The organism is Labrys sp. HAY1-8F, from assembly GCF_056754975.1.
In genome coordinates this window covers 666,181-684,756 of sequence record NZ_JBPGWZ010000001.1, presented here as the reverse complement: position 1 = coordinate 684,756, position 18,576 = coordinate 666,181, and the positions used below count along the sequence as shown (strand labels likewise).

At 62.2% G+C, this 18,576-nt stretch carries 21 protein-coding genes and 1 pseudogene; 6 read left to right on the top strand and 16 right to left on the bottom strand.

Features of this window, described 5'->3' with window-relative positions; all coding sequences use genetic code 11:
- The first annotated feature begins 148 nt into the window (after positions 1 to 148).
- Together ACR9ZN_RS03165 and ACR9ZN_RS03160 are read left to right on the top strand one after the other, a co-directional pair.
- On the top strand, positions 149 to 871 hold the full coding sequence (locus tag ACR9ZN_RS03165) for a LuxR C-terminal-related transcriptional regulator (RefSeq protein WP_454817944.1): 723 nt from the start codon (positions 149 to 151) through the stop codon (positions 869 to 871).
- 202 nt (positions 872 to 1,073) lie between these two features.
- On the top strand, positions 1,074 to 1,412 hold the full coding sequence (locus ACR9ZN_RS03160) for an ElaB/YgaM/YqjD family protein (protein WP_454817946.1): 339 nt from the start codon (positions 1,074 to 1,076) through the stop codon (positions 1,410 to 1,412).
- A 60-nt stretch (positions 1,413 to 1,472) separates the two neighbouring features.
- Here the strand turns inward: ACR9ZN_RS03160 and ACR9ZN_RS03155 are convergent, their stop codons facing one another.
- The 4 genes from ACR9ZN_RS03155 to ACR9ZN_RS03140 form a co-directional block, all read right to left on the bottom strand.
- On the bottom strand, positions 1,473 to 2,000 hold the full coding sequence (locus ACR9ZN_RS03155) for a hypothetical protein (protein WP_481271335.1): 528 nt from the start codon (positions 1,998 to 2,000) through the stop codon (positions 1,473 to 1,475).
- A gap of 173 nt (positions 2,001 to 2,173) precedes the next feature.
- A complete protein-coding gene (locus tag ACR9ZN_RS03150; RefSeq protein ID WP_481271334.1) occupies positions 2,174 to 2,482 on the bottom strand; it encodes a hypothetical protein in 309 nt (102 codons plus the stop codon).
- A 20-nt stretch (positions 2,483 to 2,502) separates the two neighbouring features.
- Positions 2,503 to 3,027 (bottom strand): DUF2182 domain-containing protein, encoded by a 525-nt coding sequence (locus ACR9ZN_RS03145; protein WP_481271333.1) that lies wholly within the window; start codon positions 3,025 to 3,027, stop codon positions 2,503 to 2,505.
- A complete protein-coding gene (locus ACR9ZN_RS03140; RefSeq protein WP_481271332.1) occupies positions 2,964 to 3,329 on the bottom strand; it encodes a hypothetical protein in 366 nt (121 codons plus the stop codon). Before ACR9ZN_RS03140 ends, ACR9ZN_RS03145 begins: the two co-directional genes overlap by 64 nt.
- Before the next feature lie 92 nt (positions 3,330 to 3,421).
- Between ACR9ZN_RS03140 and ACR9ZN_RS03135 the strand changes: the two genes are divergently transcribed.
- On the top strand, positions 3,422 to 4,636 hold the full coding sequence (locus ACR9ZN_RS03135; RefSeq protein WP_481271331.1) for a helix-turn-helix domain-containing protein: 1,215 nt from the start codon (positions 3,422 to 3,424) through the stop codon (positions 4,634 to 4,636).
- 15 nt (positions 4,637 to 4,651) lie between these two features.
- The gene (locus ACR9ZN_RS03130) at positions 4,652 to 5,305 is read left to right on the top strand and encodes a Vgb family protein (protein WP_454817954.1); all 654 of its coding nucleotides are present in this window, start codon (positions 4,652 to 4,654) and stop codon (positions 5,303 to 5,305) included.
- 12 nt (positions 5,306 to 5,317) lie between these two features.
- Here the strand turns inward: ACR9ZN_RS03130 and ACR9ZN_RS03125 are convergent, their stop codons facing one another.
- Complete coding sequence (locus ACR9ZN_RS03125) at positions 5,318 to 6,676, bottom strand: aminotransferase-like domain-containing protein (RefSeq protein WP_481271330.1); 1,359 nt, start codon at positions 6,674 to 6,676, stop codon at positions 5,318 to 5,320.
- 116 nt (positions 6,677 to 6,792) lie between these two features.
- On the opposite strand from ACR9ZN_RS03125, the gene ACR9ZN_RS03120 reads away from it, so the two are divergent.
- On the top strand, positions 6,793 to 7,398 hold the full coding sequence (locus tag ACR9ZN_RS03120; protein WP_441770747.1) for a LysE family translocator: 606 nt from the start codon (positions 6,793 to 6,795) through the stop codon (positions 7,396 to 7,398).
- A gap of 248 nt (positions 7,399 to 7,646) precedes the next feature.
- On the opposite strand, the gene ACR9ZN_RS03115 is transcribed toward ACR9ZN_RS03120, so the two are convergent.
- From ACR9ZN_RS03115 to ACR9ZN_RS03095, 5 genes are all read right to left on the bottom strand, one after another.
- Entirely contained in the window at positions 7,647 to 8,246 is a 600-nt protein-coding gene (locus ACR9ZN_RS03115) for a dihydrofolate reductase family protein (RefSeq protein ID WP_441770748.1), read from the bottom strand.
- A 232-nt stretch (positions 8,247 to 8,478) separates the two neighbouring features.
- Positions 8,479 to 8,991, bottom strand: coding sequence for a hypothetical protein (locus tag ACR9ZN_RS03110; protein WP_454817960.1), 513 nt, complete (start codon positions 8,989 to 8,991; stop codon positions 8,479 to 8,481).
- Between the two features lie 175 nt (positions 8,992 to 9,166).
- Entirely contained in the window at positions 9,167 to 9,772 is a 606-nt protein-coding gene (locus tag ACR9ZN_RS03105; RefSeq protein WP_481271329.1) for an acyl-homoserine-lactone synthase, read from the bottom strand.
- Between the two features lie 121 nt (positions 9,773 to 9,893).
- Complete coding sequence (locus tag ACR9ZN_RS03100; RefSeq protein ID WP_434960794.1) at positions 9,894 to 10,622, bottom strand: LuxR family transcriptional regulator; 729 nt, start codon at positions 10,620 to 10,622, stop codon at positions 9,894 to 9,896.
- Between the two features lie 564 nt (positions 10,623 to 11,186).
- Complete coding sequence (locus tag ACR9ZN_RS03095; protein WP_434960795.1) at positions 11,187 to 11,981, bottom strand: lytic murein transglycosylase; 795 nt, start codon at positions 11,979 to 11,981, stop codon at positions 11,187 to 11,189.
- A 402-nt stretch (positions 11,982 to 12,383) separates the two neighbouring features.
- Between ACR9ZN_RS03095 and ACR9ZN_RS03090 the strand changes: the two genes are divergently transcribed.
- A complete protein-coding gene (locus tag ACR9ZN_RS03090) occupies positions 12,384 to 12,995 on the top strand; it encodes an IMPACT family protein (protein WP_481271945.1) in 612 nt (203 codons plus the stop codon).
- Positions 12,996 to 13,009: 14 nt separating this feature from the next.
- On the opposite strand, the gene ACR9ZN_RS03085 is transcribed toward ACR9ZN_RS03090, so the two are convergent.
- The 6 genes and pseudogenes from ACR9ZN_RS03085 to ACR9ZN_RS03060 all read right to left on the bottom strand — a co-directional run bounded on the left by ACR9ZN_RS03085 (position 13,010) and on the right by ACR9ZN_RS03060 (position 18,576).
- Positions 13,010 to 13,534: a GNAT family acetyltransferase gene (locus ACR9ZN_RS03085; protein ID WP_481271328.1), complete on the bottom strand. Its 525-nt coding sequence runs from the start codon at positions 13,532 to 13,534 to the stop codon at positions 13,010 to 13,012.
- Positions 13,535 to 13,659: 125 nt separating this feature from the next.
- Complete coding sequence (locus ACR9ZN_RS03080; protein WP_481271327.1) at positions 13,660 to 15,015, bottom strand: purine-cytosine permease family protein; 1,356 nt, start codon at positions 15,013 to 15,015, stop codon at positions 13,660 to 13,662.
- Positions 15,016 to 15,105: 90 nt separating this feature from the next.
- Positions 15,106 to 16,083, bottom strand: a complete 978-nt coding sequence (locus ACR9ZN_RS03075) for a 5-oxoprolinase subunit C family protein (protein WP_481271326.1) — start codon at positions 16,081 to 16,083, stop codon at positions 15,106 to 15,108.
- A pseudogene (locus tag ACR9ZN_RS03070) lies at positions 16,073 to 16,949 on the bottom strand (5-oxoprolinase subunit B family protein). Before ACR9ZN_RS03070 ends, ACR9ZN_RS03075 begins: the two are co-directional and overlap by 11 nt.
- Positions 16,946 to 18,337: an acetyl-CoA carboxylase biotin carboxylase subunit gene (locus tag ACR9ZN_RS03065; protein ID WP_454817970.1), complete on the bottom strand. Its 1,392-nt coding sequence runs from the start codon at positions 18,335 to 18,337 to the stop codon at positions 16,946 to 16,948. Before ACR9ZN_RS03065 ends, ACR9ZN_RS03070 begins: the two are co-directional and overlap by 4 nt.
- Complete coding sequence (locus ACR9ZN_RS03060) at positions 18,334 to 18,576, bottom strand: acetyl-CoA carboxylase (protein WP_441770754.1); 243 nt, start codon at positions 18,574 to 18,576, stop codon at positions 18,334 to 18,336. Before ACR9ZN_RS03060 ends, ACR9ZN_RS03065 begins: the two co-directional genes overlap by 4 nt.

Here is an 18,576-nt window from a genome sequence, read left to right as displayed (position 1 = left end):
GGCGTATGTGCGAAATCGCACATACGCCGCCGGGAGATACCTCTATCGCTTCACGCAGTTTGTAGGCCTGCTGAATAGGGGCGGTCTGATATAAGGTAATATGGTAATGGGTACTGCTGTTCTTTCCGACGCCTACAGGAGCGTCGACATGTTTGATCGCTCGCCGAGACTGCGCGATGACGCAGTGCGACCGACGGCACCCATTGCCACGCCCTCCATCACGCCTCGGATTGCAACAATCCCGGTCGTCATCATCAGCGCGGCAACGCTGATCCGAGACTGTTTGGCGCGCTGCCTCGCCGATTCCGAATTGAACTGCACGATGAGCGGCTACGGATCGGTAGACGAATGGCGCCCGTTGGACCCAGCCGCTCCCGTCACCGTACTGCTGTGCTCAACTGGCGACTGGGCGACGGAACGCGCCATCTGCGACGACATTGCCAAGCTGCAAGCCAAGGCTCCCGATAGCCAGATCATCGTACTCTCCGATGCCGAGAATCCCGCTTTGGTTCGCCGTACCCTGGAGCAAGGCGCCCGTGGTTTTGTCGGTATGACCTTCAATCTGGATATGGCGGCGGCTGCCATTCGTCTGGTCCAGGCCGGGGAGAGGTTCGTGCCTGTTACGAGCCTCCTGGCTGCGCAGACAGCTCCCATGCCGGCTGCGGAGAAGGGGCCATTCCGCCAGGTTCTTACCCAAAGGCAGATCGACGTCATCGACCACTTGCGCCGCGGCGAGTCCAACAAGATCATCGCCTACAAGCTCGAGATGAGCGAGAGCACGGTGAAGATCCATATCCGCAACATCATGCGCAAGATCAAGGCGCGCAATCGCACGGAAGTGGCGATCCTGACCCAGGATCTGTTCAACTGATCGCGGGGATTTCCCTCAACGGTCGTACCGACCGCAATTCCAGTTGAACCGCGTCAAATCTCAAAATGCTCCAAGGCTCCCCAAGGGGAGCCTTTTTCGTGCGTCGGCGGCAAGACGGGAACATGGCGCCAGGTCGGGCGTTATAGTTCGGTGCGGTGCAGGCTGCGAGCCACCGCCGTCACGGATCACCAGAACGGAGAACATGATGGCCGACTCGATTTCCTCGGACGATGTGCGCAAGGAACTGGAAAAGCAGATTACCGAACTCAGAAAGGAAATCGGCGCACTTGGCAAATCCATCGCGGACCGTGGCGCCGAAACATTGGAGCGCACGCGCGAGGCGGCCTCGGAGGCCGTGGATCGTGCCAAGGGACAGACGCGAGCTTCCTTCCAGCAGGCACGCGAGCAAGCGCACGCCGTGACCGATGCGGCGAGGGAACACCCAGGCACCGCCGCGACGATCCTGTCCTCAGCCGGCATTGTCGGGTTCGTAATAGGGCTTCTGGTCGGCGCCACCCTGCTCGGAAGCGAACGCCGTTGATGTTTGCGTGTCGAGCAAGCATCGACACGCTGTTTTGAAACAGTTTTCGGCCAGGTGTGCTTACTTGTCGACCAAGGCAAAGCGCAGCCTGGCCGGTTCGCTTGCAAGATTTGGCCAACCCAGGGTCGAATTGGCAAAGGCATGAAGGAGAGCAGCCAGCCGGGCGCAAGGCTCCGAGCCGGCGACGACCGCCTTGCTGGTTTCATCTGCGTCTAAACTATATCGTACCTGGCATTGAAACTGTTCCAGGCCGCCATCGAGCGACCGGACACTCAACCGGCTGCCGGGCAGCAGGCATTGCCGAAGTCTTTCGACGGCATCGACGGAGGCTGTGAGCGCGTCAGGCTCGGCACGATGCGAACCATTGGCTGAAGACAGGCGATGGTCAGGCAGGACGACCAGCCAATCGGCGAACATGCGACCATCGAGATAACGAAGGCTCAGGCAGATGTCGCGATCGAGCGATGGATCGCTGCCGCTCAGCCGACTGGCTCTGTCGGCAAATGAGAAAAGCGCGCGCACGTCATAAGCTTGCATCGGATCCGTACCTTGATGATTGTCGATGGCGAGAACCACCGCCAACAGCAAAGGTTTCTGGCCTGCGACGAATTGGAGCAGAGCCACAGGGTCAGCCGGCGGGAACCACGGGGCCGGTTAGCAGGTTCAGCAGCAATGCGTTTGGACATCAAGGCCACGGCGATTGGGCGGGGTCTGCGGCTTGAAAAGGGGAGGACGATATGCGTGGCCTTGGCCTTCTGGCTTCATTTGCGGGACTGATCACCATTGCCAGGCTTCTGGATGACAATCATCGACTGCGCCGGAAACTCGAGGTGCTTAATGCGCACGGCGCGGCAGCCGCCGGTAGGCGCCGGAATATGGCGATGCAGCCTGCCGATCCTTGGGACGAGGTCGACGAAGCGAGCGACGAGTCGTTCCCTGCCAGCGATCCGCCCGCTTTCACCGCACGCCGCGGGACCTGAAACAGGCGAGCCTTGAAACCATAGCGCGTCTTCGCACTTATCGACGCTATAGGTTATTGTCGTCGCATCGTTTTTGCCGAAAACCAGCATCCACTTTTCAGAACGACGCTCTAATCGCAAAGCGCTTTGACGATCAGGATAAGGGCGGCGGCGATGATTACGCCTCCGATCAGCCGCGCGGCGAGTGGACCGTTCGGTGCGAGACGCTCGAAGCTGATGGCCGCCGTGACGGCTGCCATGATGCGCAGATCCATCATCCCGGTCATCAGAAGGATCGTGGTCAGGCCGACGGAGTTCAGGCTGCAATGGGCCCCCAGCCGCAAGCCGTCCAGCAAGGCCGCGTGCGCCGGTCGCTCGACTCTGTTTGTTGGCATACCGTGCCAGCAGGCGAGCTGGTGGGCCTTCCATGGCGTGAATTGCCAGGCGCCGGCCAACAGAACGATCAGGCCTGCGGCGAGCGGTACGGTACGCGACAACTCCGGCAGCTTGGCGCATGCTACCGCGAAGGTTGCGTTGCACAGGAAGACAAGGCAGCCGACCAAGGCCCACACCGAGAGATAACCCAGGCCGATCAGGGCGATAAGATGGCCGGGACGCTTTTTCCCGCCGCGACCAGAGCCTCGCGACGGCGCCATAGAACGGGCGACAGGCTCGGCAGCATCATGGCTGCCATCATGGCCAGCCACATGGCGAGGAAGGATAGGGCCAAGCCGGGCCAGCTCTGCCCGCATATCGGCAGCCACATCATCGACATCGTCCAGTTGCCGGGCATCGGGATCTCACCCATGCCGGCCATCGCCAGCGACCATTCCAACATGATCGCCGTGCCCAGCGCGAAGGCGAGACCCAGACAGCCGACAAAGGCAAGCCGGGAGATCCATCCGGCGCCGTCATGCGCTGGGCTGTTCCATATCCTGCTGGCGTGAATGAGGCTCATGACGGGTCTCACTGCGTTCTCGATACGATCCGGTGTTTCGTGCTAGTCCGGGAGTGTCGGATGGTGGGAGTGACAAGTTTGGCGGGATTCGAATGGACTCGCTGATTACGGCCGCGGCCCGTGCGCTCGCCGCCGGCGACCCGCTCGGTGCCCTGAACCGGGTTGCCCTGCGCGACGATGCGCCGGCATTGGCCCTGCGCGGCATCGCAATGGCGCAGCTCGGGGACCTCGATCGCGCTCGGACACTGATCCGAAGCGCGGGCCGTGCCTTCGGCACCAGGCAAGCGGTGGCGCGCGCAAGATGCGTTGTCGCCGAGGCGGAGATCGCCTTCGTCTCGCGCGATCTAGGCTGGCCCGCCAAGACCCTTCATGCGGCGCGCATGACACTGGAACAGCATGGCGACTGGGTGAATGCCGCACATGCCAGATATCTCGAAGCTCGGCGCCTGCTGCTGATCGGGCGCCTGGACGCCGCCGAGGCAGAGCTTGCCAATTTCGATCCCGCGCCGCTGCCGCCGGCCTTGAGGACGGCGCATGACCTGGTGGTTGCCGGCATTGCGATGCGCAGGCTGCGGACCCGCCAGGCCCGTGCGGCGCTGACCCGGGCCAAGCTGGCCGCACGCCAGGCCGGGATCCCGGCATTGGCGGCGGAGGTCGAAAGCGCCATGCGGATTCTGGACACACCGGCCGCGCGCCTGATCACCGGCTGCTGCGAACGCCCCGTGCTGCTCGATGAAGTCGAGGCTTTGCAGACATCGAAAGCCTTCCTGGTCGATGCCTGCCGTCATGTCGTGCGCGATGCAGAGAAGGGGGCTTCGCTCGCCAGACGGCCGGTGCTGTTTGCCCTTGTCAGGGCGTTGGGCGAGGCCTGGCCCGGCGATGTGACGCGCGACGAACTGGTGGCGCGCGCCTTCGGAGCCAAATCGGCCGACGAGTCCCATCGCGCCCGGCTTCGGGTCGAGATGGGCCGCCTGCGCGCGATCTTGCGGGGAATGGCCGCCGTCAACGCGACCCGGCGCGGCTTTGCCCTGGTCCCTCGCCGTGCCGGCGACGTCCTGGTACTGGCCCGGCCGGTCGAAGAGAAATATGCAGCGGTGCTGGCGTTCCTCTCCGATGGCGAAGCCTGGTCGAGCTCGGCTCTAGCGCTTGCGCTCGGTGCCAGCCAGCGTACGGTGCAGCGCGCCCTCGACGAGCTCGCCTTGGCCGCCAAAGTGCAGTTCTTCGGCCGCGGCCGGGCACGCCGCTGGGTGACGCCGCCCGTGCCGAGTTTCGCGACAACCTTGTTACTCCCCGCGCCTTTGCCATGAAGTTAGGGTCGCCCGATGAAACGGACATCAGCAGAAATCCTTCGCGAATATGGCCCTTTTGCCGGTGTCGAGGCCGTGCACGGGGTCAGCTTCGATGGTGACAACGTCTGGTTTGCGTCCGGCGACAAGCTGAACGCACTCGATCCCGACAGTGGCAAGACGGTGAGGTTTCTCGATGTCGCCGCGCATGCCGGCACCGCCTTTGACGGCCGGCATCTGTTTCAGATCGCGGAGGATCGCATCCAGAAGATCGATCCGGCCACCGGCAAGGTGCTCGCCACCATTCCAGCGCCCGGCGGCGGCAAGGATTCAGGCCTGGCCTGGGCGGAAGGCGCCCTTTGGGTCGGCCAATACCAGGACCGCAAGATTCACCAGATCGATCCTGAGACCGGCGCCACGCTACGCACCATCGAATCCAACCGTTTCGTCACTGGTGTGACCTGGGTGGATGGGGAGCTTTGGCACGCCACCTTGGAAAATGACGAGAGCGAATTGCGGCATATCGATCCGGCTACCGGCAAGGTTCTCGACAGCATCGAGATGCCGGCCGGCCTGGTCGTCTCCGGGCTCGAATCCGATGGGGGCGATCGCTTCTTCTGCGGAGGTGGTGCCAGCGGAAAAGTCAGGGCCGTCCGCCGGCCCTCTAGAGCAAAGCGCATTCAGGACTGAACGCTTGTTTGCTCAGACGAGCACCGGCCGGTTGGACACCAACAGATCGGCGAGAATGCCAAGAGCCTGATCGAGCTGATCGATTGCCGGAGCGCCGAGGCTTATCCGCACGCCGCCCTGCAAAGCGGCGGGATCGGCCATTGCTGCGCGCGCCGGCATCAGAGCGACCCCGTGCAGGGCGGCGCGAGCGACGAAACGGTCTGCCGCCTCGGCCGGCATCGGCAGCCAGGCATGAAAACCGCCATTGACCTTCAGTGACGCATGCTTGGGCAAGCGTTCGGTGGCGAGCGCCGAGCGTCGGGCCGCGTCCGCGCGGACCGACGCCGCAACCGCTTCCGCTGTCCCGTCCACCAGCCACATCTCCATGATTTCGGCCAGGAGTGCCGACGCCATGGTGCTGCTCGCCTGCAGCCGTGCCTCCGCCTCGGCCATGCGATCGGGCGGGACGACGAGCGCGCCCATGCGAAGCCCGGGACTCAACGTCTTGGAGAGGCCGGTGACATGGAAGGTACGTTCGGGCGCAAGGGACGCCAGGGGACAGACGCCTGCGGGCGCGAAAATGCCGTAGACGTCGTCCTCGATGATGGCGACGTCGTGGGCTCGGCATAGGCGGACCAAAGTCTGGCGGCGTTCGGCGCCCATCGTCGCCGTTGTTGGATTGTGCAGGGTCGGGGTCACATAGAGCACCCGATGCCGGCCGCGCTCGGAGCCGAGTGCTTCGGCCAGGGCGTCGGGCGTGAGTCCTTCCTCGTCCATCGCGAGACCGACGGTCTCGAGGCCGGCCTGCCCTGCCGCCAGCAACGCCCCCGGATAAGTCAGCGCCTCGGTCAGCAAGATCGTTCCCGGCGGGCAGGCGATGGCCATCGCAATATAGAGAGCGTGCTGGGCGCCATGGCTCAGCACGATACAGTCCGGCCTGGCCTCAAAGCCCCATCTGGCCAGCCAGCGCGCCATCAGGCGCCGATGCTCCGGGCGGCCTGCGGGATGGGAATAGGCTCCGAAGGTGCCGGCATCGAGGCGCTTTGCCAGTGTCGACAGTGTGGCCTGTAGCAGCCTGTCGCTCAGCATCTGCGGAGGGGCGTTGATGCCGAGGTCGATTGCGCCGGCCGCCGCGGCCGAGGAACCGGCCACGAACATGCCGCGGCCATGGAGTGATCTCACCAGGCCGCGCTGCTCCAGCCTGGCATAGGCCTTGGTGACGGTGCCGACGCCAACGCCGAGACGCCAGGCAAGGTCGCGATGGGCCGGCAGACGGTCGCCGGCGCAGATCAGGCCGGCGGCAATGTCGTCGGCAAGCGCTGCGGCAAGCCGCTCGAAAGGTGGCCCACCACCTTGTGCCAAACGCGGTACCCAGGGAGATGCGAGCTTCACGGCAGGACCATCAATTGTGTCACATGACACTATTGCATATTTCAAAATAGTGTCACGCCGCTATGATCCCGTCAATTCTCTACGGAGCGGCCACCTCCCATGACACCCGACTTCCCATGACACCCGACCTGCTTATCGCCTTCGTCATCTATGCCTTCGTCACCTCGATCACGCCCGGCCCGAACAATACGATGCTGCTGGCCTCCGGAGCCAATTACGGTCTCAAGGCCACCATGCCTCATCTTCTCGGCATCAATCTCGGTTTCTGTGTCCTCGTGCTCGCCGCCGGTTTCGGCATAGGCGGCCTGTTCACGGTCTTTCCGCTCCTGCACACGCTGTTGCGCTATGGCGGTGCGACCTATCTCCTCTACCTTGCCTGGAAGATTGCCAAGGCAGGCAGGCCGGATTCCGAAGGCGGCCAGGATCGCCCGATGACCTTTTTCCAAGCAGCGGCCTTCCAGTGGATCAATCCGAAGGCCTGGATCATGGCTATCGGCGCCATTGCCACCTATACGCCGGCCAGTGGCTTCTTCGGCAATGTCCTGGTGGTGGCGGCCATCTACGTTCTGGTTAATGCACCCTGCCTCTTGGTCTGGGCGGCAGCGGGAACCGCTTTGCGCGGTTTCCTGTCGAAACCTCTACGGCTGCGTCTTTTCAACATCGCCATGGCGTTGGCACTGGTCGCCTCGCTCTATCCGATCCTGGCTGAAGCGGGGCATTGACCGACAGGCGCATCGACATCCCTTGTTAGAGGTCGAAGGTGAGATAGTAGGTCAAGAAGGAGAACAGCAAGGCAAGCAGCACACTTTCGAGCATCGGCTTTGCTCCGGTGAAAGAGGCCGTCACCATGCGCGCACTGCCTTAACCTGCGATTTCCATTTGTTTCGCCGTGATGGTGATATCGCGGCATTTCGCGGTCTCCCGCCCAGCGATGCCGCGGGCATGGCAAGGGCGCAGCTTGCCCCATTCGTCACGACGGACTGTATGTTGCGAATGTGGGGGATTCGCCTTTCTGATAGACTTGGATCGAGAGGCCGGCTGGCGTCACTTCGGTCTTCACAGGCTTGAACCCGAGAGGCTGCCCGCCTTCCTTGAAGAGCCTGCGGCCCTGTCCCAGCACGACGGGAGCGACCATGAGCCTGAATTCATCCACCAATCCAGCCGCCAGCAGCGAATAGGCGAGCCGGCCGCTGCCATGGATCTGGAGTTCGCGGCCGGCCTTTGCCTTCAACGCGGCGACGCCGCCGAGAATGTCGCCCGACAGGATGGTCGAAGGCGCCCATGTGGCCTGCTCGAGTGTGTTCGAGGCCACATATTTCGGAGCGCCGTTCAACTTGCTGGCCACGGGATCATTGGGATCGTCCATCTTCGGCCAATCGCGCGCGAAGCTTTCATAGGTGCGGCGGCCGAACAGGAAGCCATCGGCTTCGGAGACCCAGTCGGTTACCGAGCGCATCAGGGCATCATCGATGAAGGGGACGAACCAGCCGCCACGGACAAAACCGTCCGTCGTGTCCTCGTCAGGGCCTCCCGGGCCCTGATAGACACCATCGAGAGACAGAAATTCCATCAATACCAGCTTCATCACATCACCTCTCGCGGTTTTATTGCAGCTGCTGTCCGGGCCGAGGCCGGAGACAATCAATTATCCTCGGAGCTAACTATCAGTCTTTAACACTTAGCGCAAGAGCTTAGTTTTTGTGCGTGATGAGCCGGCTTGCCGTGAGGCAGGGAGCGATGACCGACAGGTGGGCTTCCGCCTGTGACGGGTGGTCCGGCGACGAGCGGGCAGGGAGGTCGGGTTAGTGGAACTTGGTTTCCCGCAAATCGAAAAAGCCCTTGCGATCGACCACGGCGATCAGCAGTTGCAATTCCGTCATGGCGTCGGAGACCACGATGATGTCGCCGGTGGTCGTCGCGCGCGCCATTGGCCGAATGTCCCTATACTCGCCGTGCTGCGTGTAGAGGCGGGCCTCCTTGAGGACATCGGCGGGTTTACGGCCGATCAGTTCGAGCGTGCCGGTCATCGCGTATTTCTTGGCAATCTCGTAATTGTACCAGGCGTCGCACGGCCCGTAACGGGCACCGGGGTCGGAGCTGAAGCAAACGGCTTCGTCTTCGATCGTATCCGTGGCGTGAAAGATGTCCACCACATAGGTTCTGGGCTGGGGAGCGTCGATCTTCCCCATCTCCTGGAGAACCGCGACGGCCGCGTGCACGGCGGCACGATCCGTGCAGTGCCTGACGATGTCTTCGAGGCCCTTCACCACCTGTTGATAGGTAAGCAAGCCCGTAGCGCTGGATTGCATGGACATGGCGCAACTCTTGAGATGAAAGATTATCGAGATTTTGAATGAGGAGCCGGCAAGAAATTTCGAAGAGAATGTGAGATGGCGCGAACCTGTTCTTCTGCATAGTGGTGCGAAGTCGGGCGGGAGAGAGCTCGCAGCGACGATAGGTGGGTTCGCGGCGAACCAGTTCGGACCCCGTTCAAGCGTGAATCTGCTGCATCGGCGTAATCAGGTCGCTCCACTCGCATGGCGCGGGATCCGCCAGCCCGGTGCGCGGCAAATTCAGAGCGTCCATCCGGACAAAGACGCCGAGATTGACAGCCATATGGGCCGCGATGACGGGCTCACCCGCAATGGTCTTTGGCAGCCCCATCGGGAAGGGGTCGAAACCAAGTTCACTCGCTCTGGTAATCCAGCCCGGATGGGCCTGCCAGACCAGGGTCTGGATATCGAACTTCAAGGCGACATAGGCCACGCTCCGCAGCAACAGACCAATCGGGCCGTTCCAGCCTCGACCGGCGCCGCGCGCCCGCTTCGCCGTGCCCATGCGGCTCCACTCCCAGGCCCTGGGGTCTCGGATCAGTCCCCGCGAAGCCAGGCCGGGATAGACCTCGGACAGAACATGAGGCTTGATCGTCGGGTTGAGCCGGCTATAGGCCTGAACCTGCTCATCCTTCATGGCCAGGATGTGGATGGTGTCGTCGGTATCGAATTGATCGATTTCCCTGCGATCAGGCCGGCGCAGATTTTCCCAGCCGGCTTCTTCGACAAACGCTTCGTTCCGAAAACGGAAAGCCAGTTCCAACTCAAATTGCTTAGAGGAATCAAATCCCTTGATAATGTGTAACATAGCAGAACCTCTCCATTTGTCCGGAGAGACTTGCCGCCATGGTACAGTATTGCAATACCCCAAAAATGGGGCAGTGTCATTGTAGCAAATGTAGTCTATATGCTCTTGAAACTGTATGGGCTTTGGTTCGGGTTCCGAGTTTTTTGGCAACATTCTTGAGGTATTTTGTTGCCGTTTCTTCGGATATTCCCAGGATGCAACTGATCTCCCACGCCGTCTTACCTTCCGCAGTCCAGCGCAGACATTCGGTCTCGCGAGCCGAGAGAACAGGTCCGCCACCGCCGGAAGGACGCGTCGTTCGCAAGCGCCGAATGGCTTCGTAGGCATAGATGCTGATCATGTGGATCGCGGCATTCTCTTCCTCGGACAGAATCCAGTTCTTTTCCGGTGTCGAAATCGAGATCAGCCCCGCGACGGAGGTGAGGCCATGAATGGGAACGCAGAAGCCGTCGCCCATGCCGAAATCCGAACGGGCCTCGGCCATGATCCGGTTTGCGATCGAGTTGTCTTTGAACGCCTCGGCGGCCTCATGCCAGTAATAGGGGTTGATCTGCCGGCCGACATTGTTGGGTATCGGATCATGCATGGCATAATCGCGCTCCACATAGCGCTGCTGCCATGCCTCGGACCAGTTGGAGGCGTGCAGTTCGCGAACACCAGGCGGTGCGCCTGCCGGAATGTCACAAATGACAAAGGAATGGGATCCGAAATTCTGTAGCGCTAAACCAAACGTCGATTTCACCTCATCGACCGTCTTGGCTCTGCGCAGATCATGCAACGTCTCAAAAGCCATGACTTCCAGCATTTGACCGTCTCCCGGGGCTGATAGCCCATCGCCTGTGTAGCTGGTCGAATACTTGCCGCCTTGCGACCGGTGATGAAAATCCGCAGGCACGCTACCGGTACACATTATTATTGTGCATGAATGCCCCAAGATTGCCAAGTCCAGCTTGAAGTAAAGAAGGCAAAAACAGCAACCTCCGCTTGCATCATACCGAAAAGAAGGAGTTCATTCGCGATGATATTGGCTGGAGCATAATACTTTAGACGTCTCGCGAGGAGGCCCTTCCTGACCCCGGGCCTGTGCTGGTAGTGACGAATGAGGCCACTCCATGTCGGCACCTTCGACTGAGGGAGGCTCCTCAAGGGCAGCACAGGCGCGATGCGCGATAGTGAGAGGCGTTACTGAGGGATGCCAAGTCCCACCTGGCACACAAGCGGCTGGACGCGTGAAGCGATGCAAGCTTCTTATGTGCCTCAAATGCCATGACGCAACGTCAAATAATGAAAAACGCCGTGGAGGCGAGTGCTCCACGGCGCAATTGATCGATAGTCGACTGTGTTCGGGTGAGAGAGCCCGCCAAGTCTCCTATTGGGCGTCGATGCGCTGGCCGATATGGGCGATGGCCTGCTGATAGACCGAGGCGGCATTCCAGGCCTGGATGGCCGAGAAATTCGGCTCGCCCGGCTGATAGCCCTGGCCAGCGCTCCAGCCATGACCCTTCAGATAGTTGGCGGTCGAATCGAGGGCGCCGGCCGCACTGTCGAGATTGCCGACACCATATTGCAGCACGGTCTTGGGCATGAACTGGGTCTGGCCCACTTCACCATGCATGGAACCGCGGGTTTGCGCTGTGAAGCGGCCGCTGTCGACAAGCTTGAGCGCGGCGTAGAGCTGGTCGGTGAAGAATTCGGGCCGGCGGCAGTCATAGGCAAGCGTTGCCACCGAGGAGAGCATGTTCTGATTGCCCTTGACGGCACCAAAGCCCGACTCCATGCCCCAGATCGCCAGCAGCGGTCCGGGGGGAACGCCGTAACGGCGCTGGATATCGGCAAACAGCGCGCCTTGGGATTTCTTGAGCTGGCGCCCGCGCGCGACGATCGTATTGCCGCCGCGCTTGGCAAGGAACTGATCCAAGGACAGCTTGAAGCTCTTCAGGCCACGATCGGCGTTGATGGTGGCTGTGGCGTAATGGGTGCTCATCAGCGCGGCGATGCCGGCCTGACCAACGCCCTTGGCGCGTGCCTCGGCTGAAAACTCCTGCTTCCATGCTTCATAGCCGGATGCGTTCTTGCCGCATTGGGCAGCATGGGCTCCGCCTGAAAGCTGGAACAGGCTCAAGACCGCTCCGGCCAGTGCCGCTACATGTATCCTCGTGCTCATTCCAATCCCTTTTTTGAGAACATCCAGGCTGCTGGCGACTACAGCAGTGACGCGGGGTCAAGTCAATCGATGCAGAACGGTGCCCACATCTGGCTTTCGATTTTGGGTTTACGAAGCGGTTAAATCTGAAGTGTCTGGTGTCATCGGCCGAGCATTGGGCATCCCCGACTGCGCCACCTGAACCTTCGTGGGTGAATGGCGGCCGAGCCCGATGCGTTCAGGGTAGCAGATCCCTTGCCCTCGGAGCGCGGTGATTTGGCTCCCGAACCCGCCACTCAGCGGTGAATTGCGATTTCCCCACATCGACGTTCTGCTCTAACTTTTTGTTTCAATGTACTTTCCTGTAGCCAGGAAGCCCATAAACTTTTCAGGAAAATGTTTTAGATTGCGGCCATGCCGGATTTGTTCAGTCTTAAAAAAACCGAGACCTTCAGACAGGAGGTCAAGAAAAGTCGTTTTCTGGCCACAGCGGCTCCCGCCACGGATGAAGAGGCGGCCAAGGCTTTCATCAAGCACCATTCCGATCCAACGGCCAATCACAATTGCTGGGCTTGGCGAATAGGTCCGCTCTACCGCTTCAACGATGACGGCGAGCCCAGCGGCACTGCGGGCAAGCCGATCCTGCAGGCTATCGACGGCCAGGCCTTGGATGGTGTCGCCGTCGTGGTCACGCGCTGGTTCGGCGGTATCCTGCTTGGCAGCGGCGGCTTGATCCGGGCCTATGGCGGTACCGCCGCATCCTGCCTGCGCGCCGCCGAGAAGCTGCCGATCGTCGCCCGGGTGGAGGCGCGTATTGTCTGCGGCTTTGCCGATCTGGCGTTGGTTCAGGCGCGATTGTCGGCGCATCAGGCGGTGCAGATTCTTGCTCAGGACTATACCGCGACGGGGGCCGAATTTGTCGCTGCGATCCGCGAGGAGTGTCTGCCCGATGTCCGGCAGTTGATGGCCGACGTCACCAGCGGTCGCGCCGTGCTGTCCATTCTGACTCAGGGCGAGCCTCCGGCTCGTGTCTGATCGGTGCCGTGATTCTATCCCTGATCTTCCGTCTTGCGCTTGCTTTCGCCCTTTTCCTTGCGGGGTTCGGCCGGGCTTTCGCGTTCGACGCTGACGGACAGCTTCTGATAGACGCCGAGACCGACGATCATCGCGGTGCCGCCGAAGAGCAGGAGCGCCGGGTAGAGCAATTGCTCCGGGCTTTGCTTGGCCACCTTGAACACGGTCACCAGGGCTTCGAGGAAAACCGCGATCACGATGGCCGACATGAATTTGGTCAGGCTGCGCCGGGCTTCCACGGCGTCGCGCATTTCGCGGGCGCGCAGCACCTCCTCCTCGAGGAAATAGCGCGCCACGTCGAAAACCGCGATGCCGACGACCACGAAGCCGATTGAGTCGAGCAGCGTATTGTCGAACTGGCCGTCTGAATATGCGGCGCGGAAGACCCGGACGCCGGCAATCGCCACAAGGCCGCCCGCCAACACCATCAGGCAGATGCTGGCCACGGTGAAAACGAGCCGAGATATAACTTCCATAGGCCCCCGCAAAGTCTCATCCATCAGCCTCTACCAGGCTGCACGGCGCTGGAAGATGGATCTCCCGGACAGGATCTAGAGCCGTTTCCTTCGCGGTTTCAATAGCAACTCCCGGCCGAAGGTCGACCGGGAGCCTGTGCTTCATCATTTCAGTCGGCGACCAGGAACCAGGAACGGCGCGCGAAGGTGAGGCCCACCGCATAGATGCTGAATGCGGCGACGGCCGTTGCCGGCGCGGACAACTCCGCATAGGCGCCGCCGAACAGATGCAGGCCGATGCCGATGGCGGCGCCGGCAAACCAGGCGACGAGGCCAAGCGGATTGAAGGCCGGCACATGGCTCGAACGGTACTCGATCGTATCGCCAGCCAGGCGCCGGTAGCGGTCGCTGAGGATATGGGCCATCGCCACGGCAACCCAGGCCACCACGAAGATGCCCTGATAGGCGAGGGCTTGCAGGAGATAGGCAAAGACATCTGCCAGCATCAGGAGATAAACGATCAGGCCGACGACGACCGCCCAGCCGATGCGTCCGAAGGGCAGCTTGCCGAAGAGCTGGACCAGGGCCTCCATGTTGACCGCGGCGAGATAGTAATTGGCCGTGTTGATGCGTGTCTGCGTAACCCAGACGAAGAGCAGGCCCCAGACGCCCATCAGCTTGAGCAGGGCGAGGAGGACGGTCACTTCGCTGACCGTGCCGAGATCGGGGACGGTGCCGATCATGAACATGCCGAACAGGCCGCTGACCAGGAAGACCATGACATAGAAGGGCATGCCGAAATTGAAGAAGGCGTGATAGCCGGCGTCCTCCTCGCGGCCGAAGCGGGCATAGTCGAAGGTGAACATCATCAGCACCCACACGCCCATGTAATAGACGAAGCACGACCACCAACCGCCAGCCGGCGCGCCGCCGGCCGGGCCGAGATTGAGCCACTTGTCGCTGTAGCCATATTCGGCGATTGCGAGACCGACGGCGACCACGAGCCCGAGGATATAGAAGGGCAGCAGCACGCCGTTGAACTTGTCGAGCCAAGTCTGGATGCTGCCGAAGATCAGCGGCACCGAATAGAGCACGACGATCAGGGCAGCGATCGCATAGGACACGGACGGAAAAATGGTGTGGATGCCGACGGCGATCACCGACCCTTCGAACACCGCGTAATAGATCGCGGTCGCGCAGAAGATCAGCGTCGCCAGCCCTGCGCCGACATTGCCGAACAGCACGCGTGAGAACAAGGCGACGGACAGGCCGGTGCGAATGGCGAAGCGGCTGAGCACGGCATTGATCAGGCCATAGGCGATCACCGACAGTACCATGCCGATGATGGCGTTGCGGGTGCCGAAGCCGAGGGCCAGGGCGGCTCCGACGACGATATAGAACACCGCGCTGCACACGGCCCACCACGCCATGGTCAGGGCCATCTTGGGCATGCGCTGATCGGGCGGGACGGCCCGGTTGGAATAGTCGAGTGTATCGGCTTCGGCGGCCGCGACGGTGCCTGCCATGATGGTTCCCCTCTCACTGGTTCTGGATGCTGTTTTTGGATGCTGTTCTTGGGTCGCGCGGCCTTTTCAACCGCTTCGGCCAGGGTGGATCTAGCTGGAGGCCAGCACGGCCCGGATGCAGGCGAGCAGCGTTGCGCGTTCGGCGCGAGCCGCCAGCGCCGTGGCCATGTCGACCTCGACGAATTGCGTCGGCGTGTTGGGCTGCATCTGGCCGATGAGGTCCATGTCGGCCGAGATCACGGTGCCGAGCATGAAGTAGCCGCCGCCGGATACCGCATCACGATGCAGGATGATCGGTTCGGTGCCACTGGGCACCTGGATAGAACCATAGGGATAGCAGCTGTCGACGATGTTGGAGGGGTCCGATCCCGCTCCGAAGGGGGGCTCACGTTCGACGAAGTGCAGGGGACGGCCACCACGGAAGCGATAGCCCATGCGGTCGGCTTCCGGTGCGACCTTCCACTGGTCCTCGAAAAAGGCGCGTCCCGACTGTTCCTGGATGCGGTGCCAATACAGGCCGGGCAGGACACGAAGCTGCGCGGTCGCGCCCGGGCGGCGACGCAGGGGCTCGGGCACGCTCCACCCTTCCTTGGCCGTGCCCGCTTCGCCGATCGCGAGTTCGTCACCCTTGGCCAAGGCGCGGCCCTTATAGCCGCCGAGAGCGCCGATCACGTAAGTCGAGCGACTGCCGAGCGCCAGGGGAATGTCGAAGCCGCCGGCGACGGCGATATAGATGCGCGCGCCCGCCTTGAGGAAGCCGAAGCTGAGCGTCTGACCCGCCTTGACGCCGAGGGCGGTCCAGGACGGCTGCTCGACCCCGGCGATCTTGATCGGCATCTCGGCACCGGTGATCGCGATCGTTGCATCCCGGGTGAATTCGAGTTCGGGGCCAAGGAACACGGCCTCCAGGCAGGCATCTCCTTCGTCATTGCCGACCAGGAGATTGGCGGCGCGCAAAGCCAGCCGATCCATCGCCCCGCCGATGGGAATGCCGAGATGGAAATAGCCCGGCCGGCCGAGATCCTGGATGGTGGTGGAAAGGCCGGGATTGAGGACCTTAACGCCCATGGATCATGCCCTCCAGCCTGGCATTGTAACCGTCGATGTCGTTCTGGAATTCCCGGAGGTCGAAGGTGACCTCGTGCATCTGAGGCGCATAGCGGCCGGAGGCGACGTCGGCGGCGATCGCATCATGTTCGTCACGGCCGATCGGCTTGAACTTGACGATGTCGCCGGGCCGGAAGAACACCATGAAGTCGCGGAGATAGCCGGTCTTCTGCTCGGGATCGAAGATCGGCATAGGCGTGATACCGAACATCTGGTAGCCGCCGGCGCCGCGCACCGAATAGATGCACGAAAAACAGCCGCCATGGCCGACCGTCAGCTTCGGCGTATCGGTGCGGGGCCTCAGATATTTGGGAACCTGGAGTTGCCGGGAACGCTCGACCATCTGGTACATGAAGGGCAGGCCCGCGACGAAGCCGACCATCGAGACGAACCAGGGCGAACCGCTGTGGGCGGCGACGAAATCCTCAACCGAGGCGAGGTCGTTGACGCGCGCGGCATATTCGAGATCGGTGGCCCCAGGGTCCTGGTGGCGTTCGCGAAACCGCATCAGGGTCTCATCGAGTCCAGGGATCCTGATAGAACACCGGGATCTCGATGATGCGGGTGCCGATCACCGGATCTGCCTTCGCCGCGACCGCCTCGATGACCTTCACCTCCACCAGGATGTCGTCCGGCTTGATGCGATCGGGATCGAAGCGGATCTGGAAGGATGCATTGGCCGGGCAGATCTCGGTGACGCCGGCAATGCCAGCCTCCCGAACCGCGCGGGTCATGGACAGGCTCTTGAAGAAGGCCTCCAGCGACATGCTCTCGTCGCATTCGACGAACAGGTGCTCGTCGCCGCCAAACGAATATCGGCTCATCATCGGGCGGCCTCCTTCACCGGTTCGGCTGGCGGCGGCGCAAAACGGCTCTCGAGCCAGCCTTCGAGAAAGCGCGTGTGGAAACGCCCCGCCGCCACATCGGCGTCGGCGGCAAGGGCCTCGTGCAGGGGAATGGTGGTGGGAATGCCTTCGATCTTCAGGCCGGCCAGCGCCTGCCGGAGCGTGGAGAGGCAGGAGGCACGGTCGGCGCCGCGCACGACGAGTTTGCCCAGCAAAGAGTCGTAGAAGGGCGGCACCGCATAGCCCTCAAAGAGCATAGTGTCGAAACGAATGTCATCGCCTTCGGGCACCCATAGCGCCGTGACCACGCCCGGCCAGGGCATGAAGTTCTTGAACGGGTCTTCGGCGTTGATGCGGCATTCGATGGCATGGCCGGCGACGGCGACGTCCTCCTGACGGACGGAGAGCGGCTCGCCGCCAGCGATGCGCAGCATTTCCTGGACCAGGTCGAGGCCGGTGATCATTTCCGTTACCGGGTGCTCGACTTGTATGCGGGTGTTTACTTCAATGAAGTAGAAGTCCTGGCTTGCCTCGTCATAGAGATACTCAACCGTGCCCGCGCCGCTATAGCCGACCGAGCGGGCGAGGGCGACGGCACTTTGGCACAGGTGCTCGCGCACCTCAGGCGACAGGCCGACGGCCGGGGCTTCCTCCCACACTTTCTGGCGCCGGCGTTGCAGCGAGCATTCGCGCTCGTAGCAATGCACGAAGTTCCTGCCATCGCCGAGGATCTGCACCTCGACATGGCGCGCCTTTTCGATGGCCTTTTCGATGTAGAGGCCGCCATCGCCGAAGGCTGCCGCCGCTTCAGCGGAAGCCTGGGGGAACTGCCGGCGGAACTCGTCCATGTCCGCGGCAACGCGAATGCCACGTCCGCCGCCGCCGGCCGCAGCCTTGATCATCACCGGAAAGCCGATGCGTGCGACGATCGCCTCGGCCTCCTCGATATTGGCGATGCGCCCCCCGCTGCCCGGCACGGTGGGCACGCCCGCCTTCTCGGCTTCGGCCCGCGCCGCGACCTTGTCGCCAAGCAGGCGGATCGCAGAGCCGGCGGGCCCGACGAATTTCATGCCAGCCGCCACGACGGCATCGGCAAAATCGGCATTCTCCGCAAGGAAGCCATAGCCTGGATGCACGGCGTCCACCCTGGCCGCTTTGGCGGCCGAGATCACCGCCTCGATATTGAGATAGGATTTCTTGGCGGCGGCCGGCCCGATCTCGACGGCCTCGTCGGCGAGCTGTACCGCCAGCGAGTCCTTGTCCGCTGCGCTGTAGACCTGCACCGTGCGCAGCCCCAGCGCCTTGGCCGCGCGATTGATGCGCACGGCGATTTCGCCGCGATTGGCGATGAGGACCGAACGGATGTTCATGCCTCCACCTCGGCGAGTGCCTGGCCGGCCATCACGGCGTCGCCGTCATCGACGAGGAATTTGATATTGACGCCGCCGATGCCCGCATTGATCTCGTGGAAGGACTTCATCACCTCGATCAGGCCGATGACATCCGCCGCTGTGACGGCCTCTCCATCCTCCTTGAAGAACGGGCTGTCAGGGGAGGGGCGTCTGTAGAAGACGCCGGGCAAGGGTGACATGATCTGCGAAATTGCCAT